This is a genomic window from Rhodococcus sp. 05-2254-2, from assembly GCF_002259095.1.
GTDB lineage: Bacteria > Actinomycetota > Actinomycetes > Mycobacteriales > Mycobacteriaceae > Rhodococcoides.
Window position 1 is genome coordinate 243,326 of record NZ_NOZJ01000006.1, and the last position, 18,121, is coordinate 261,446.

Here is an 18,121-nt window from a genome sequence, read left to right on the forward strand (position 1 = left end):
ACACGACGACCTTGTCGAGACGTCGCGATCGATGGCGACTACCGTTGACCTCACACCGCAATCGTTAGGGAGCAGGTAATGAGCATCCAACCGCTCGAATCGAAGCGTCACCGCGTCGTCGTCATCGGTTCCGGGTTCGGAGGTCTGTTCGGCGTCAAGGCGCTCAAGAAAGCCGACGTCGACATCACCCTCGTCGCCAAGACGACACACCACCTTTTCCAGCCTCTCCTCTATCAGGTCGCGACAGGCATTCTGTCCGTCGGCGAGATCGCTCCCACCACCCGCGTCATTCTGCGCAAGCAGAAGAACGCCGAGGTGCTGCTCGGAGACGTGCTGAACATCGATCTCGAGGCCAAGACGGTCACGTCCAAGCTCCTCGAACGCATCACCGTCACTCCGTTCGACAGCCTGATCGTCGCTGCAGGCGCACAGCAGTCCTACTTCGGCAACGACCACTTCGCCGAGTTCGCGCCCGGCATGAAGACCATCGACGATGCACTCGAACTGCGCGGACGCATCCTCGGTGCATTCGAGCAGGCCGAACTCTCCGACGATCAGGAGGAGAAGGACCGCCTCATGACCTTCGTGGTCGTCGGCGCGGGTCCCACCGGCGTCGAGCTCGCCGGGCAGATCGCCGAGCTCGCCGATCGCACCCTCGACGGAGCATTCCGCAACATCGATCCGCGTGACGCCCGCGTCATCCTGCTCGACGCCGCTCCGGCCGTGCTGCCGCCGATGGGTGAGAAGCTCGGCCGCAAGGCTGCCGAGCGGCTCGAGAAGCTCGGCGTGGAAATCCAGCTCAACGCGATGGTCACCGACGTCGACAACGACGGCCTGACCGTCAAGGAGAAGGACGGCACGACGCGTCGCATCGAGGCGCAGTGCAAGGTCTGGTCCGCAGGCGTGCAGGGCAGCCCACTCGGCAAGCAGCTCGCCGACCAGTCCGGATCCGAGACCGATCGCGCCGGACGCGTGCTGGTCGAACCGGACCTCACCGTCAAGGGTCACCCGAACGTGTTCGTGGTCGGCGACCTGATGTCGGTCAAGGACGTTCCGGGCATGGCGCAGGGTGCCATTCAGGGAGCGACCTACGCTGCCAAGCTGATCAAGGCGTCGGTCAAGGGCCAGGACGATCCCGCCCAGCGGGCCCCGTTCAAGTACTTCGACAAGGGTTCGATGGCGACGGTGTCGCGATTCAACGCCGTCGCCAAGGTCGGCAAGCTCGAGTTCGGTGGATTCATCGCCTGGCTCATGTGGCTCGCTCTGCACCTGTACTACCTCGTGGGCTACCGCAGCCGCATCACGACCGTCATCTCGTGGTTCGTGACGTTCCTCGGCAAGGGGCGCGCGCAGATGGCGTCGACCGAACAGCAGGTGTTCGCGCGATTGGCCATCGAGCAACTCAACTCCCTCGAACGTGCGGGTGCCGTCAACACGGACGCAGCCGATCAGGAGCAGGAACGCGAGAAGGCCGCAGGCTGATCAGCAGCTGACCCGCCGCTACGACTACGACGCACGGGCCGACGACATACCGTCGGCCCGTGCGTCGTTCGTTTGTCGGGGCTGTCTCAGCCGAGCGAATCGATGGGCTGTAGACGACGCCCCACCGACGTACTCAGCGAACCGCCTCCGGCCAGCGCCAGCCGGACGGAACCGTCGGCCAGATCGACCTCGGACGCCCGGGTATCGGGATACCTCAGCGTGCTGGACATCGACAGCGGTGCCGACAATGCGTCGTGCGCAACAGATCCCGCGCCCAGTTCCACTCGATGGCGCAGCAGCGGGCTGCCTCCGACGTCGCATCGCATCGCACTGCTCCACTGTCCCGACGCTTCCTCGAAGCGGCCGATCTGCGTCCGCTCTCGCAACCACAACGTCGAATCCTGTTCCAGCACAACGGTGTTGATCACCGAGTGCGAGGCGTCGGAGACGACGACCATCGGTTCCGGGTCGAAGACCAGCGACGCACCTGCACCGACCTCGAAATGCCACTTCGCCGACGAGTGACGGTGCAGCCCACCGGGCATCGCCAACGACGCCGCGACACTGCGCACCTCCAGGTGCGCGCCGGCCGCCACCGAAATTCTGACCACGATGGTGTCACCGCCGAGAGGCGTTGCCGCCGTTCCGATCAGGTGAACTGTGTCCAGTCCCGTCTGTCGGCCGGCGAGTCCACCCACCGAGGTGATGCGTGGGCTCCGGCTGCGGCTCGCCTCGATGCAGAGCTCTGTGTGCATCGACGCTCAGTGTGTGTGGGCGTGCGCGTCGGCGTCGGCGATCACCTTCAGCTGCTCCCGCACCCACTCGAGCACCATGGTCGCGGCCGGATCGTCGGTGAGGGAGATCAGCGCAGTCGGGCGCCCCTCGCGTACCTGAGCCGCGTCCCGTTCCATGACACCGAGATCGGCTCCGACGTACGGAGCGAGATCGGTCTTGTTCACGACCAGCAGGTCGGAGAACGTCACACCGGGACCGCCCTTACGCGGCACCTTGTCTCCCCCGGCAACGTCGACGACGAATATCTGTACGTCGATCAGACCTGACGAGAACGTCGCCGTCAGATTGTCGCCACCGGATTCCACGAGAATCAGATCCAGGGGTGGGTTGTTCTCGATCAGATCGTCGATGGCGTCGAGATTGGCCGTGATGTCGTCTCGGATCGCGGTGTGTGGGCAGCCACCGGTCTGCACCGCCGTGATGCGCTCGTCGGGCAACACGGCGTGCCGACGCAGGAAGTCCGCATCCTCGGTGGTGTAGATGTCGTTGGTGAGCACGGCGAGCGAAAGTTCGTCGCGCAGTTCGCGGCACAGTGCCGCCACCAACGCCGTCTTCCCGGAACCGACCGGTCCACCGATGCCGACGCGCAGCGCGTCACCTGCCACCCGTGCGCGCTTGGGCCGATCCAAACCGTGGTCGTGGGGCTCACCGTCGATCAGGTGCGGGGGCATGTCGAACTCCTTGTCGCTAGAGAAAAAATGGATCCGTACTCAGGATACGAACAACGGCCGATCGCGGACGGCGTGGGCTTCGGCGAACATGTCCAGCAACGGATCCGACAACTCCATCAGCTCCGGTAGGCACTCGCACACCGCCGCGGTCACGTCGTCGCAGAAGTCGCCCAACCGAATGGTGCACGCCGCGACCTCGGCAGGATCGAGCGCGAGTAGACGCTGGGCGGCAATCGCCGACCCGGTCATGGTGATGTACACCTGGACGGCGGCCGTGTCGGCAACCGACAGGCCCGCCGCGAGTCCGACGTGTCCGGCGGCAACGGCCAGATGCGGCTTGCGGCCGATGGCCGCCCAATCTTGATGCGGCCAGGCAGATTTGGCCAACCGAAGCAGTCCACGGCCCTGAGCACGGGAGGCAGACCTGGCAGCCGGGGACGGGGTTCGGGCGTCGGACTCGGCATCGGCCTCGTCCGTGCTCGACGACCCGTACACCAGCGATGCGGCAATGGACGCCGTCGTGGCCCCGGAGGTTCGGATACGGCGTCGCAGAAACGCCTCGAGCGTCGCGATGTCTCGGACGAAGCCCGAGGCGATCGCTTCTTCCACTCCACCGGAGTGCACGTGGCCACCGGTGGGCAAGCGTGAATCTGCAAGCGAGAGCAGCGTCGTCACCTGTAGTCGGGCATCGGGCATCAGAAGAGGAAGTATCGCTGCGCCATCGGCAGTTCGGTTGCCGGCTGCTCCGTCCACACGTCCCCGTCGATACGCACGGTGAACGTGTCGGGATCCACCCGGATATCGGGCAGCGCATCGTTGAGTGCCATGTCGGACTTTCTGACACCGCGCACGTTCTTGACCGGAACCAACCGACGATCACAGTTCAGACGTCCGGCAAGTCCGTCCTCGATCGCCTGCGGGGCAACGAAATGCAGCGACGTCGCAGCAGCAGCCTTGGGTGACGCCCCGAACATCGGACGTGGTAGTTCGGGTTGCGGGGTCGGGATGGACGCGTTTGCATCGCCCATGGCAGCCCAGGCGATCATCCCGCCCTTGATGACCATGTGGGGACGCACCCCGAAGAAGGCCGGGTCCCACAGCACCAGGTCGGCGAGTTTGCCCGGCTCGATCGAACCGATCTCGTCGTCGAGGCCGTGTGCGACGGCCGGGCAGATGGTGTACTTCGCGACGTAGCGCATCACTCGGTTGTTGTCGGCTCCGTTGTCACCGGCCAGAAAGCCGCGACGAGACTTCATCACGTGGGCCGTCTGCCAGGTGCGCAGAACCACCTCACCTATACGGCCCATCGCCTGAGCGTCGCTGCCGATCATCGAGATCGCACCCATGTCGTGCAGCAGATCCTCGGCCGCGATGGTCGACGGCCGAATTCGACTCTCGGCGAAGGCCAGATCCTCCGGAATCGATGGACTGAGGTGGTGGCACACCATCAGCATGTCGAGATGTTCGTCCAAAGTGTTGACGGTGTGCGGACGCGTCGGGTTGGTCGAGCTGGGGAGGACGTGTGGCTGCGCCGCCACGGTGATGATGTCGGGTGCGTGCCCGCCGCCCGCCCCCTCGGTGTGATACGCGTGAATTCCGCGTCCCCTGATCGCATCGAGGGTGGTCTCGACGAATCCGGCCTCGTTGAGGGTGTCCGAGTGCAGTGCTGCCTGAACGCCTGCGTCCTCGCACACTCGCAGGCACGCGTCGATCGCGGCCGGGGTCGATCCCCAGTCCTCGTGCAGTTTGAATCCCGATGCGCCGGCGCGCAATTGCTCCCACATCGAGTCGGGATTGACCGTGTTGCCCTTGCCGAGGAGCACGATGTTCATCGGCCAGTCGTCCAGCGACTCGAGCATTCGAGACAGGTGCCATGCGCCCGGGGTGACGGTGGTGGCCTTGCTGCCTTCGGCAGGGCCGGTACCGCCGGCGATGACGGTGGTGATGCCACCACCGAGAGCCTCCTCCTTGATCTGCGGGCAGATCAAGTGGACGTGACAGTCGATACCGCCTGCCGTGACGATCTTCCCGTTGCCCGCGATGATCTCGGTGGACGGGCCGATGACGAGATCGGGATGCACCCCGGTCATCGTGTCGGGATTGCCCGCCTTGCCCAGCGCCACGATGCGTCCGTCGCGAATACCGAGATCGGCCTTGATGATTCCCCAGTAGTCGACGACGACAACCCCGGTGATGACCGTATCGGGAGCACCGTCGGCGCGGGTGGCTCGGGACTGACCCATCGATTCACGGATGACCTTGCCTCCGCCGAAGACGGCCTCCTCACCGGCGTTGCCGGGTCCGCCGCTGCGGTCCTCGGTGACCTCGATCAGAAGATCGGTGTCTGCCAAGCGAATTCGATCACCCGTGGTGGGGCCGAACAACTGGGCGTATCGACTGCGACTCATGCGCGCCATCAGCTGTCCAACTTTCCGGGAGGTGTCATGCTCAATCCGTGTACCTCGCGCGTGCCGCCGAGGGGCACGAGCCGAATCGTCTGTTCTATGCCGGGCTCGAAACGCACCGCCGTGCCCGCAGGGATGTCGAGGCGGCAGCCGTGCGCCCGTTCGCGGTCGAACTGCAGAGCTGCGTTCGACTGCGGGAAATGCACGTGGCTGCCCACCTGTACCGGTCGATCTCCCGCGTTGACGACGGCCATGAAGATCACCTCGGCGCCGTCGTTGATCTCGATGTCGCCTGCGACGGTGATGATCTCGCCCGGAATCAGGTGGCCGTCACCGCGCTTGGGTGAGATCGGCTCGTGCACCGTGATCAGCTTCGTACCGTCGGGGAAGGTCGCCTCGACCATGACCTCGGGGAGCAACTCGGGCACCCCGTCGAGCACGTCGTCGGCACCGAGAATCTCGCGACCCGAGGACATCAGGTCTGCGACCGAACGGCCATCACGGGCACCCTCGAGGAGATGATCGGTGATGACCGCGATCGCCTCGGGGTGATTGAGTTTGAGGCCGCGTGCCTGGCGACGCCGAGCGAGCTCGGCCGCGTAGCTGACGAGCAGTCGATCCTGCTCGTGCGGAGACAACCGCATTGGAGTTCTCCGTCCCGATCGGTGATGGTGCCCGGCAATTCTGACACGCCTACGACCCGCCGGCAGCGGAGCGCGCCGACGCATCTCATCCGAGCGGCACGGTCACCGATCGATCGAGCAGTCCCCGCAGCACGTTTCGGTCGATGCCGGCAGCCACGTTCTGCAACTCGGCGATGCCGAACGCGCCCGAATCCAGGCCCCGCACCAGAACGCCTGCCAACGCCTGCGCTGTCGCCGGCTCGTCCATCACCTCACCACCCTGGCGGTCGAGGTAGCTGCCCAGCCGAGCAGCAGCGACCGGCATGGCCTGACGGAAGAAGCCGAATGTCGCCGACCACCGCGTCACCAGGTGGCCGGGATGCATGTCCCAACCCTGATAGAAGCCGCGCTCGAGGGATCTGGTCACCAGCTCGAAATGTCGACGCGCCGATGCTGCCACCTGCGCGGAATCGCCCGTCGGCACCACCTGAGTCGAACCGTCGCACACCCATACCCCGGTTTGCGCCGCCGCCGCCAGCATGACGTTCTTCGCATGGTCCGCCACCGGATGGGCCAGTGACTGCTGCGCAGAGGTGATTCCGCAGGCGGCGCTGTAGTCGTAGGTCCCGTAGTGCAGGGCGGTACAGCGGCCGTCCGCCCTGGTGATCGCCTTCGCGAGGGTTGCCGTTCCGTCGGCCCCGATCACCGCCTGTGGGCTCTCGATCTGCAGCTCGAATCGAAGGGCGCGCTCGGGCAGGCCGTGCGCACGCTCGAGTTCCTCGCACAGGGCGACCACGGCGGCTACCTGCGAGGCGGCACGGAGCTTGGGTACGGTGAACACGAAGCCGTCGGGCACTCCCCCGGCGCCGTCCAGGACCAGCTCGAGGGTCCGAATCCCACGCCGACGCTCATGTGCGGCAAGCCCTTTGGCACGGATCCCGAGCCACGTCGGACCGGCCGGATCTTCGGCCAAAGTGGACAGAGCTGCCCCGACTGCGGTCGCGTGGCGGTCCTCGACGGCGTCGGATCGCCATCCGTAACCGTCCTCGAAATCGAATCTGAGGTCCTGGATGGGCGCACTTCCGAGTCGGTCGCGTACGAGAGGTAAGGCGTTCTGGGTGTCGAGTCCGGCGAACGCCTCGGGGTGGGCGTCCAGGATTGCCAGAGCGGCAGCACCCCATTCGGCGGGCACAGCCGCCGACGCATCCGAGGCCGATACGTAGACGGTGTGAGAGGGCTGGCCACCGACTCGGTCACCCGGATAATGCTGCGCGAGTTCGTCGTCGATGGGACCGAACAGTGATTCGAGGCGATCGAAGGCGTCGGCAGTCAGTGAAGTTGCGCCCGGCCGGATGGAAGAGTCGGCGCTGTCGCTGTGTCCCGTCATGGGCATCACTGTCCCAGATGCGCCGTGTTTTCGATATTCGCCAGCCGGACCTTGCCTTGAGCAACCAGGCGTCCACTCTCGTCCGTCATGTCGACCTGCCAGAGCTGCTGGGTGCGGCCCCGATGAATCGGATGTCCGTGCGCGGCCAGGGTTCCCGATCGAGTCGCGCGCAGGAAGTCGGTGTTGTTGTTGGTTCCGACCACGTGCCCCCGGGAGCCGAACCAGGCCGATCCGCCGATACTCGCCACCGACTCGACCACCGAGCACAAAACCCCACCGTGCATGATTCCGGCCGGCTGATGGAGCTGCGGAGTGACGGTCCATTCCGCGCGCACCTCATCGCCGGACACCTCGAGGTACCGCAGGCCCACGACCCCGTCGAATCCCCGTGCACACAATTCGGTGAGCTGTTCCGGCGTCATGGTGTCGAAGGAGGTCGCCCCCGTGGTGCCGTTCGAGTCCGTCATTGCTGTGCCTTCCGGTTGCGTCGAGAGGGTGGCCGACTCGGCAGTCGGCTCCCGTTCAGAGATACACGACGATGGACCCACAAAAATCGGTGGGCCTCTCGTTCGCGAAGAACGAGAGGCCCACCGTGGCAAGGACCGGGAGTCACTGCAGCCCTCAGGACTCCGGCGCGGTCCGTTGGTACGAAGTCAGCATAGGCAAACCTTAGTTACGGCGCAAGGCCTTCACGATGCCCGCAGTCTCGCGCGGCCAGGAACGCCGACGCGTGACCGCACGGGTGCCCCGGCCGCGACCATGGCGTCGAGCAGCATCTGACCCCGGCGCGCACCTGCCGATGCGCTCGCCCCAGCCAGAATCGGTACATACGTCGAGGCCCCCAGTATTGCGTCGCCGACCAGAGCCCAGAAGACACGCGCATCCAGCGGTGCGCGGTCGGCGATCGCGCGGAACACCGCGCCGAGCGACGTCGTGCATCGATGTGCAGTCCAGACCAACAGAGCCTGCTCGCACGGAAGTGTGACCGTGCCGGGCTCACCCGCGGCGGGATCCTCGGCTAGCACGCGCAGGATCGGCGATGTCACTCCTGCCCAATCGATCCCGCCGTCACTGTCCATGTGGATCCACAGATTGTCGATGCCCGGATCCCAGGCTCGCGCCTCCAACACCAGCAGCGCGGCCACGCGCCCGACGACGGCATGGATCAGAGCCGTAGCGACCTGCACTGCCGCAGCTTCGGGAACATCGAGATCCTCGAGCGATCGTCGGTACATCTGCTCGACGCGACCGTCGTCGAGACCCACCGCCAACTGCCACCAACGGCGCTTGCCCTCGTTCGCCATCGCTGCCACCGCGTACATCCGCGGGTAATCGGGGTTGAGTGCACGCAGGGTCGCACACGAGTCGGCCAACAGCGCCGCCCCGCCGGATCGACTCGAGAATCGATGCACATCGGCCCAACCCGTATACGACGCTGCTGCAACTGACACCTGATCGCTCCTCAGTTTCCCGGCGGGTGCACGCGTCACACCCCTACCCACTCAAAGTAGGTTAGCCTAACCAGATCATAAAGCGGTCAGGCACCGCTACCCTTACCTCACCTCACGCGCCGAGGAAGGGTTCCGTAACCTAAACCGTGTCCCTTCGAAACAGCGAGGAGTCACGAGCACTGTGACAACAGCTCCGCTACTCGGCCCCCACGGCGCACGCCGGTCTTCCGACGAGCCGTACGGGACCGAGGACGTGCCCACCGGGCCGCCGCCGCGTAGCTCTCGCCTCGCTGCAGCCGCGATCGACGCACTGATCGTGCTGATCCCCCTGTTCGTCGGCTGGTCGATCGTCGACGCGCTTCGTGACGACAACGGTGGCGGCCAGGCGGACCGATTCGTGTTCGGCACCATCGCGGTGTGCGTCGCGGCGGCTCTGTTCGTCTGGAACCGCGGATACCGCGACGGCAACGAAGGCCAGAGCACCGGCAAGCGCTGGCTGGGGCTCACGCTGCGAGACACCTCGACCCACGGCCCCATCGGCGCACGCCGGGCTCTGCGTCGTCAGTTCGGGATCGACACGTCGTCGTCGGAGGTGGTCCGCGACAAGACCGCGGCAGCAGAAGGATTCGAGCCCGTTCCCAAGGACGGCTCGGTCGCCGCGATCCGAAGGCGCAGGTTGCTCGGCCTGGCAGTCCTGGTCGTCGCGCTCGTGGCGGGCATCCTCGCCAGCATCGCCATCGGCGCGCGGCCACTGACGTTCGCCGAAATCGCCCATGCGCTGCTGAATTCGACGGGCACCGACACCGACATCATCGTGCGCACGTTGCGGATCCCACGCACGGTGCTCGCACTGGTCGTCGGCATCGCACTCGGCATCGCAGGCGCTCTCATCCAGGGGCACACCCGTAACCCGTTGGCAGACGCCAGCCTGCTCGGCCTCAATTCCGGGGCGGCGTTCTTCGTCGTCATGGCCATCTATCTGTTTCGGTTCACCTCGCCGAGTCAGTACCTGTGGTTCGCGTTCGCCGGTTCGGCGGTGGCGAGCATCGTCGTCTTCGGACTGTCGTCGATCGGGTCGGGCAGATCGAGCCCGGTCAATCTCGCCCTGGCCGGAGCCGGCGTCGCATTCTTTCTCTCGGCGATGACCAACGCCGTCGTGTTGCTCGATCAGACCAGCTTGGACGGCTACCGCTTCTGGGTGGTCGGATCCGTTGCCGGACGCGGCCTCGACGTACTGTGGCAGGTCCTGCCGTTCCTGGTGATCGGCGTCCTCATCGCACTGGCGAGCACCCCCGGCCTGAACGTCATGAGCCTCGGCGAGGACGTCGCACGATCGCTCGGGACCAACATCGCGATCACCCGAACCGTCGGCATCCTCGCCATCACGCTGCTCACCGGTGCAGCGACCGCAGCATGCGGGCCCATCGCGTTCGTCGGCCTCGTCGTCCCGCACATCGCCCGCGCGGTGACCGGACCCGACTACCGCTGGCTCGTCCCGTACGCAGGCCTCATGGGCGGAGTGATGCTCATGATCGCCGACGTCATCGGCCGGGTCGTGGTGCGCCCGGGCGAGCTTCAGGTGGGCATCGTTCTGGCACTGATCGGAGCGCCGTTCTTCATCGCTCTCGTCCGACGCCGGAAGTTGGTCGGCTTGTGACCGCCGACCTGCAGTCCCCCACACCGACGCCCGGCGAAGGCGGCGTTCGCACCCGGCCTGCGTTCCGCCTCGGTCCGATCTCGATGGTTCGACGGCCACTGATGGTCCTGACGACCGTCCTACTGGCTGCGGCGCTGGTGCTGGTCATGTGCGTGAACATCGGCCGAGGCGACTTCCCGCTGTCGATCGTGCAGGTCCTCGACGTTCTGCTCGGCGGCGGTTCGAGGATCGAACGATTCATCGTGATGGACCTGCGGCTGCCCCGATCACTGACCGGGCTCCTGGTCGGGGCCGCTCTCGGTATATCCGGCGCGATCACGCAGTCGATCTCCCGCAACGCCCTCGCCAGCCCCGACATCCTGGGCATCACGGCCGGTTCCAGTGCCGCGGCCGTCGCGTTGATCGTGCTCGGCGGTGGCAGCAGCTTCAGCGGGCTGCTCGCCACCCTCGGTCTTCCTCTGGCGGCATTGATCGGCGGGCTGCTCACCGCCATCGCGATCTACACCCTCGCCTGGCGCAAGGGCGTCGACGGATTCCGCCTCATTCTGGTCGGCATCGCCGTCAACGCCATGCTCACCGCGGTGATCGGCTGGCTGCTGATCAGCGCCGACATCAACGACGTCTCCCGTGCTCAGGTCTGGCTCAACGGGTCACTCAACGGAGCGGACTGGTCCGCGGTCTGGCCGGTGGCCATCGCGGTCGTCCTCGTCGGCGGCGGCACCGTCGTCGCGACGTTCACGCTGGGTGCCCTGAGACTCGGCGACGACAACGCACGATCGCTCGGGGTTCGTCTGCAACACAGTCAGGCCATGATGCTGCTCGCGGCCGTCGCACTCGCCGCGATCGCCACCGCCGCCGCGGGACCCATCGGATTCGTGGCGCTCGCCGCTCCCCAAATAGCGCTGAGGGTGCTGCGAACGCCCGGCCCGCCGATCATCGCGTCGGCACTTCTCGGGGGACTGCTGGTCGTGGCAAGCGATCTGATCGCGCGCACGATTCTGCCGGTGGAACTCCCGGTCGGCATCGTCACCTCGGCCCTCGGTGGACCGTTCCTGCTCTACCTACTCGTTCGCAGTAACCGAAAGGCCTCCGTATGACCACCAGCCACACCTCGCGTCTGATCGCGAACGATCTGAGCCTCGGGTACGGCGACCGCACCATCGTCGAACACCTCGATCTCGAGATTCACACCGGTGTCATCACCACGGTCATCGGACCCAACGGCTGCGGAAAGTCGACGCTGTTGCGTTCGCTCGGCCGTCTGCTCAAGCCCAAGGCCGGCAGCGTGATGCTCGACGGTCGGGCGATCTCGTCGATGAAGACCAAAGAGGTGGCCCGCACCCTCGGAATGCTGCCTCAGGCGCCCACTGCTCCCGAAGGACTGACCGTCGCAGATCTCGTGTCACGCGGTCGTCACCCCCACCAATCGTGGATCCGGCAGTGGAGCTCGGACGACGAGGCAGAGGTGGCGAACGCACTCGAACTGACCGGAATCAGCGACCTCGCCGACAGACCCGTCGACGAATTGTCCGGTGGCCAAAGACAACGCGCCTGGATCTCGATGGCACTGGCCCAGGGCACCGACATCCTGCTGCTCGACGAGCCGACCACCTATCTCGATCTGGCGCACTCCATCGAGGTCCTGGATCTCGTCGACCGCCTGCACGACGAACTCGGCCGCACCATCGTCATGGTCCTGCACGATCTGAACCTGGCAATCAGGTACAGCGACCGGTTGATCGTGATGAAGCAGGGCCGGATCGTCACCTCGGGCAGGCCACAGGACGTCATCTCCGAGCAGCTGCTGCTCGACGTGTTCGGCCTCGAAGCCGCCGTGATAGACGACCCGATGTCCGATCGTCCGCTCATCGTTCCGATCGGCACCCGCCACGTGTACGGGTCGGTCGGTGGACCCGTCCGGGCCGAGAGTCGCGCCGCCGCAGGGGCTTCCACCGAGCGGTAGCGCGGGCTCTCACCGCTCGATCATCGTGCGTACCAGCTTGACACCCTGACCGATCGACACGTCGGGCAGATACGCCCGGCCGATCGCATTTCCGATGCTGGGCAAAGCGGCCGGATCCGCGAAGGTCATGTGCATCGGTTCGTAGCGAGGCTGGAACTTCGACTTGAACGCCAGTAGGGAACGGAATCCGTAGACGGGTTCGAGGGTGCGTCCGAGGACGTCGAGCAACCGCTCGAGCAGCCCCGACAGCGTGGACTGCTCGGCGCTGGAGACGTGTTCGGGTTGCTTCTCGTCGACCTTGGCCAGGGGTGCGCCCGAGAGGCTGAGGAATCGGGCGCCTTCCTGTTCGAGCAGCAGGGCCGCCGATGCGATGAGGAATTCCATCGTGGGCCGGAAGCCCTCGGATCTGCGTCTCATGAAGTCGAGCGTCCATCCGACGATGACGCCGTCCTCGTACACCGGCATCCACGAGGTCACGCCGTGCACGGTCCGGTTCTCGTCGACGGCGATCAGGCACCGCACGTTCTCGTCGTCGACCTCCTCGAGACCGCCGAGAGTAAAGCCCATCTCGGGCATACCCTTGTCCGCGACCCATTCCTCCGAGATCGCAGTGATCTGGTCCGTGATCGCCAGCGGTGCAGAAGGAAAGCGGATCCACTCGGCGACGACGCCGGCTTTCTTCGCTCTGTTCAGCGCAGTCCGCACGTCCTGGAATCGCTTGCCGGTGAACGCAATGCCGTCGAGGTCCAGAACCGTTTCCTCACCGACCTGGATTCCTCCCCAACCGAGAGAGTCGGTGATGCGGCGGACGTCGGGGGTGACGGAGTAGAAGCACGGGATCCACCCGTTCTCGGACGCGAACTCGGCGAACTCGACGACGTTGTCCCGCAGGGACTCCCGCGGACCGACGGGATCCCCGGTGGTCAGTGCGACGCCGGAGATGACGCGGTAGGCGACGTAGCTGCGACCGTCGGAACCGAACCAGTACTTGTTGCCGCGCCACGTCGTCATCCACGACAGAGCGGACCCGCTGCTCGACATCAGCAAAGCGCGCGCACGTTCGGCGGCGTCGGTCTCGGTGCCGTACACCGGGGTGAGGAAGGTACTCGCAGCGAGCACGCAGACCACCACCCAGAACACCACGCCGGTCCACTCGAAGAGCAGGGTCGTCGGCGTGCTCTGCGGGAGCAGGGCAGGTTCGAGCCATTGCAGGTAGACCGGGGGAACCAAGCGTTGCGGGAAGTCCACCAGCAGTCCGCCGAAGGACGGCGAATCGGCGAAGCCACCGCGGGCCAGATACCCACCGATCGAGTAGATCAGGGCGAGTCCTGCCGCCACCCCGACCACCGAGGCCGCCCATCGACGGTAGGTACCCGAAGGCGCCGACACGTCGAAGAACTTGCGGGTGACGATCAGAACGAGCAACACGATCAGGGGCAGCAGAAACGGTACCGCAGTGCGGTACGCCGTCGGCGATTCCAAGCCGTAGAACAGCGACTGGTCGTCACCGGACTCGAGAAACCGAATCGCGAAGTTGGCCACCGACAGTGCGAGCAGAATTCCCTGCGAGACCACCGCCATGGCCCACGCGAAACGCCTGCCTCGACGCAGGCCGTCACTGACCACCAGCAGGAACAACGACGGCATGATGCTCAGGATGGTCGGGCCGACTCCCCCGAGTCTGAGATCGAGCAGACCACGACGGCATTCGACCGGGTCGGTGGTCGCGTCGGCGCAGATTTCGCGCACCTCCGCCGCCGTGTACGGAACCCCCCGCACCACATCACGAAGTACCGCGAACGGCCCGACAGCGTTGGGGCTCAGGGCCGCCAGTACCGGACCGAGGGCGCTCGCAGCGACAATCAATGCAACCAGCACCCGTCCTTCGCGTCGGGTACCCGCCAGTCGAGGGCCACGTGCGGATCGACCGACGATCCACGGGCCCACGACCAGGCCGATCACCGCCGCAGCGAGCCGAACGACGTCCTGCAGGTGTCCGCCGAACAATGCCAACGTCACCAGCAAGGCCAGCACGCCGACGCGGATTCGCCTGCGCCACAACGTATCCATTCGCGAGGTCGCGACCAGGACCACACCGAAGATCCAGGTCGTCGGGCCCACAGCGGTTCCGACGTGCAACCGGAATCCCCAGTCCGCGTCGAAGGTCTTGGCCAGAACCGCGAGACCGAGGCCGAACAACGAACCGGCCACCTGCGTCACGAACGCAGCGACGGCGAAGCGACGGGATCCGATACGGCGCTCGATCGGTGCGGCGGCCAGCAGCACCCCGACCGTGGCCACCACACAACCGGCGATGTTGGGCGCCGCCAGACCCGAGGTGAGCGGGGTCCACAGGTGCCAGTGCTCGAACGGCATGATGCCCACGGCGAAGTACTTGTCCATCTCGCCGCGGTTGTCCACGACCGCGGCGACGATGCCCATCACCCAGACGACGGCGAGCAAAGTGAAACTGACCGGTGCTCCCACGGCACCGAACACGATGAGCGCCCACACCCGCCGAAGCTGGCGCATCACTGCAGACGCACCGGACCTCAGGGATTCGGTGCGCGCGGACATCCACGACGGTTCGGCGGGTGTGGATACTTCGGCGTCGGCCGCAGACGGTCGATCCGGATCGGTCACGTTCACGAAATCAACCCTGTTCTCGTCGCCAGCCATGGCAGCTCACGTCGGAGGCCTTCCGACCACACCGCGAAGCTGTGTCCGCCCGGTACTTCGACGTACTGCACGTCCATTCCGGCGGCCTTCGCCGCGTCGTACATCTCCTGTTGGCCCGGTTTGTAGTCGTTGTCGTCGGACCCCACGACGAAGATCCCGGCCGACTCGGGGTACTGACGCGATTTCAGCAGGTCGAGTGGGTTTACAGCGGCGAACGCTGCCGCATTTCCGCCGAATGCCTCCCGGATGGTGCGATCCCTGTCGCCGAGACTGGGCTCGGTCTGACCCGACAGGTCGAGGAACGTGGGATAGACGTCAGGATGATTTGTCGCCATCTGGATGGAACACGTTCCGCCGTAGGACAGTCCACCTATCGCCCAGTGTGCGCGATTCGGATCGACCTGGAGAGCACTGTCGATCCAGTCGGGTACGTCGCGCGACAGGTACGTGTCGACGTTGCCCAGCGGAGAGTCGACGCACAGCGGGTTGTCGATCGGCGAACCGGTGCCGTCGGCCACCACCACGACCGGCGCCAGGCCGGCGTGGTCTCGGGCGAAGTTGTCCATTGTTTCGGCGAGCTTGCCGCCGTTGAGCCAGTCCTCCGGGTCACCCGGTTGCCCGGCCAGGAGTACGAGTACCGGCAGCAGCGGACGTGGATCGGAGAAATAGGCAGGGGGAAGGTATATCTGCGCATCTCGAGCAGAGAAATTCGATGCCGTGGCAGGGATGGCAGCCGAGGTGATCCGCCCCGCGGACGGCATTCCTGCCGGTGAGGTCCACACAGAATCGAGCGGCGTTCCGGTAACGGTCCGAGAGACCGCTCCCGGCACGTCGGAGAACTGAATGCGGCTCGCGGGCTCGACTCCCAGCGCAGTACCCACGGTCGGATACGCCTCGAACTTCAGGTTGATGTTCAGCGCCGAGACTGCGACGACGAGCACGGCCGCAACCACCGACGCGAGCGTACCCACGACCCCATGCGCCGCCACCGAGCGTGGGATCACCGCGAACAGGGACGCGATGCCGACACCGATCCAGACATAGATGGACGTCTCGATCGGATCCGGGAGCGGTCGCCACACCTTTTCGACGATCAGGTAACCGATCACCGTGACCACGACGGCCGCCGTTGCCGCAATCGGTAGCCCACGCGTCATGTATCGCCGCGAGCGGGAGACGAGCAGCCAAACACCGCCGAGCACTCCGGCGACCACAACGATGACAGGCAACGGTCCGTCGATCAAAGAAAGAGAATCGAACCAATCCACGTGAGAGCTCCGCTCGTCTGACGGATTCGGACCGAGATGCGGCACGAACTACCGTCAGAATATTCGTCCGCGACACCGCGCCGATGATGACCCGCCGAAATCGGGCACCAGCGACTATGACCGAACGCACACCGCCTCGGCGCTCGGTACTACCACGAGTAGTACGCATCCGCGTCGGACTAGCCGTAGACTCGGACGAATGGCTGGTCTTGGTGAACTAGAGCGCGCAGTGATGGACCATCTGTGGGAGTCGTCGGATCCCCAGACCGTTCGACAGGTCCACGAGGCACTCGCGACGCATCGCGAACTCGCGTACACGACGGTGATGACGGTGCTGCAGCGGCTGGCGAAGAAGAAGTTGGTCGTCCAGCAACGCGACGACAGAGCGCACCGCTACGCACCGTTGCACGGCCGCGACGAGCTGGTCGCGAGCCTCATGGTCGACGCGCTGTCGCAGGCACCGGCGTCGGGTGGACGCGCAGCGGCACTCGTGCACTTCGTCGGTCAGGTGGGGGCCGACGAAGCCGACGCCCTCCGTGAGGCGCTTGCCGCGTTGGAAGTGGCACAATCGACATCGAAGTCCCCTTCGGCTGGAGATCGCCGTCCGACGGACTGACGCTCGCGGCAGTAGGTGAGGACATGAACTCGACGACTGCGCTGGTATTCGCAGTACTCGCGCTGATCCTGGCTGGGCCGGTTCCGGCAGTGCTCGCGCGCGCGAGTTGGCCGTACCGGTCACCGCGCGCCGCCCTGGTGCTGTGGCAGGCAATTGCTCTCGCCGCGGTGCTCTCGGCTTTCAGCTCCGGCCTCGCGATCGGCGGACTGCTGCTCGTCCCCGGACCTGACGGTCGTCCCACGACGGCACCGACCGACGAGATCGACGCGCTCGGTTTACCCCTGTGGACTCTGTACGTCGTCGTCCTCGCCATCACGCTCGGCATCGGCGCCAAGCTCATGTTCTCTGTCGTTCGGGTAGCGGTCAGAACCCGTCGCCGGCGTTCGAGGCATCGCGTGCTCGTCGATCTGCTGGATCGAACAGACTTGGGAGAGAACCCTTTTCGCGGCCTTCGCGACGCAGACATCCGGGTACTCGACGCGGCCGAACCGATCGCGTACTGCCTACCCGGTCTGCGTCAGAGGGTGGTCCTGAGTCGAGGTACGTTGGCCAGCCTGTCCGAGGCCGAGGTCACTGCGATCCTCAGCCACGAGCGGTCACATCTGCGCGCCCGCCACGATCTGGTTCTCGAAGCGTTCACCGCCGTCAACGAAGCCTTCCCGCGGATCGTCCGTAGCAAGTCGGCGCTCGGCAGCGTGCAGCTGCTGGTCGAGCTGCTCGCAGACGACTCGGCGGTCAAGGTCACCGGTCCCACTCCGTTGGCCAGGGCATTGGTCACGTGCGCGGGGTCCACCGCCCCGCGTGGTGCAATGGCCGCCGGAGGGCCGCACACCCTCATCCGTGTGCAGCGCTTGAGCGGCCCGGGTAGCGATGTGCGCATCGCGGCGGCGGCCTACGCGGCGGCCGTGGTGATCCTGGTTCTTCCTACGATCTACGTCGCCATGCCGTGGCTGGAGGAACTGAGCAAGCTCATCGGGTGAGCTCGCACGCGGTCGGGGTCGCACAGGTCACATCGACTCGAGTCGAACAATTGGCGGTACGTCCCGTACAGTAGAGACCGGTCGCCATCGCGACCTAGCAATCGAAATGGCACAAACAGCCCCACTTTATGCAGTTCTCATCTG

General features: G+C 65.7%; 16 protein-coding genes. 6 read left to right on the plus strand and 10 right to left on the minus strand.

Annotated features, from left to right (window positions below; genetic code table 11):
* Positions 1-78 precede the first annotated feature (78 nt).
* A complete protein-coding gene (locus tag CH283_RS08815) occupies positions 79-1,482 on the plus strand; it encodes an NAD(P)/FAD-dependent oxidoreductase (protein WP_068047296.1) in 1,404 nt (467 codons plus the stop codon).
* 86 nt (positions 1,483-1,568) lie between these two features.
* Here CH283_RS08815 and CH283_RS08820 read toward each other — a convergent pair whose 3' ends face one another.
* The 8 genes from CH283_RS08820 to CH283_RS08855 all read right to left on the minus strand — a co-directional run bounded on the left by CH283_RS08820 (position 1,569) and on the right by CH283_RS08855 (position 8,814).
* Positions 1,569-2,237, minus strand: a complete 669-nt coding sequence (locus CH283_RS08820) for an urease accessory protein UreD (RefSeq protein WP_094641749.1) — start codon at positions 2,235-2,237, stop codon at positions 1,569-1,571.
* Between the two features lie 6 nt (positions 2,238-2,243).
* Positions 2,244-2,948, minus strand: a complete 705-nt coding sequence (ureG, locus tag CH283_RS08825) for an urease accessory protein UreG (protein ID WP_094641747.1) — start codon at positions 2,946-2,948, stop codon at positions 2,244-2,246.
* Positions 2,949-2,987: 39 nt separating this feature from the next.
* On the minus strand, positions 2,988-3,644 hold the full coding sequence (locus tag CH283_RS08830) for an urease accessory protein UreF (protein ID WP_094641745.1): 657 nt from the start codon (positions 3,642-3,644) through the stop codon (positions 2,988-2,990).
* Positions 3,644-5,365, minus strand: coding sequence for an urease subunit alpha (locus CH283_RS08835; protein ID WP_094641743.1), 1,722 nt, complete (start codon positions 5,363-5,365; stop codon positions 3,644-3,646). The genes CH283_RS08830 and CH283_RS08835 overlap by 1 nt, the downstream gene beginning before the upstream one ends.
* Positions 5,365-5,997, minus strand: coding sequence for an urease subunit gamma (locus tag CH283_RS08840; protein WP_094641741.1), 633 nt, complete (start codon positions 5,995-5,997; stop codon positions 5,365-5,367). Before CH283_RS08840 ends, CH283_RS08835 begins: the two co-directional genes overlap by 1 nt.
* 85 nt (positions 5,998-6,082) lie before the next feature.
* Positions 6,083-7,363: a DUF6986 family protein gene (locus CH283_RS08845; protein ID WP_082898624.1), complete on the minus strand. Its 1,281-nt coding sequence runs from the start codon at positions 7,361-7,363 to the stop codon at positions 6,083-6,085.
* A gap of 5 nt (positions 7,364-7,368) precedes the next feature.
* Positions 7,369-7,785: a PaaI family thioesterase gene (locus CH283_RS08850; RefSeq protein ID WP_255183164.1), complete on the minus strand. Its 417-nt coding sequence runs from the start codon at positions 7,783-7,785 to the stop codon at positions 7,369-7,371.
* 267 nt (positions 7,786-8,052) lie between these two features.
* Positions 8,053-8,814: a hypothetical protein gene (locus CH283_RS08855; protein WP_068047364.1), complete on the minus strand. Its 762-nt coding sequence runs from the start codon at positions 8,812-8,814 to the stop codon at positions 8,053-8,055.
* A gap of 181 nt (positions 8,815-8,995) precedes the next feature.
* On the opposite strand from CH283_RS08855, the gene CH283_RS08860 reads away from it, so the two are divergent.
* The 3 genes from CH283_RS08860 to CH283_RS08870 all read left to right on the plus strand — a co-directional run bounded on the left by CH283_RS08860 (position 8,996) and on the right by CH283_RS08870 (position 12,434).
* Positions 8,996-10,471 (plus strand): FecCD family ABC transporter permease, encoded by a 1,476-nt coding sequence (locus CH283_RS08860; RefSeq protein ID WP_082898623.1) that lies wholly within the window; start codon positions 8,996-8,998, stop codon positions 10,469-10,471.
* Positions 10,472-10,554: 83 nt separating this feature from the next.
* Positions 10,555-11,568, plus strand: coding sequence for a FecCD family ABC transporter permease (locus CH283_RS08865; RefSeq protein ID WP_231893713.1), 1,014 nt, complete (start codon positions 10,555-10,557; stop codon positions 11,566-11,568).
* A complete protein-coding gene (locus tag CH283_RS08870) occupies positions 11,565-12,434 on the plus strand; it encodes an ABC transporter ATP-binding protein (RefSeq protein ID WP_094641737.1) in 870 nt (289 codons plus the stop codon). The genes CH283_RS08865 and CH283_RS08870 overlap by 4 nt, the downstream gene beginning before the upstream one ends.
* 9 nt (positions 12,435-12,443) lie before the next feature.
* On the opposite strand, the gene CH283_RS08875 is transcribed toward CH283_RS08870, so the two are convergent.
* Positions 12,444-15,011: a bifunctional lysylphosphatidylglycerol flippase/synthetase MprF gene (locus CH283_RS08875; RefSeq protein ID WP_373557663.1), complete on the minus strand. Its 2,568-nt coding sequence runs from the start codon at positions 15,009-15,011 to the stop codon at positions 12,444-12,446.
* Between the two features lie 68 nt (positions 15,012-15,079).
* Positions 15,080-16,381, minus strand: a complete 1,302-nt coding sequence (locus tag CH283_RS08880; protein ID WP_094641735.1) for an alpha/beta hydrolase — start codon at positions 16,379-16,381, stop codon at positions 15,080-15,082.
* Between the two features lie 199 nt (positions 16,382-16,580).
* On the opposite strand from CH283_RS08880, the gene CH283_RS08885 reads away from it, so the two are divergent.
* Together CH283_RS08885 and CH283_RS08890 are read left to right on the plus strand one after the other, a co-directional pair.
* Positions 16,581-16,997: a BlaI/MecI/CopY family transcriptional regulator gene (locus CH283_RS08885; RefSeq protein ID WP_094641733.1), complete on the plus strand. Its 417-nt coding sequence runs from the start codon at positions 16,581-16,583 to the stop codon at positions 16,995-16,997.
* 23 nt (positions 16,998-17,020) lie between these two features.
* On the plus strand, positions 17,021-17,977 hold the full coding sequence (locus CH283_RS08890; RefSeq protein ID WP_094641731.1) for a M56 family metallopeptidase: 957 nt from the start codon (positions 17,021-17,023) through the stop codon (positions 17,975-17,977).
* Positions 17,978-18,121 lie beyond the last annotated feature (144 nt).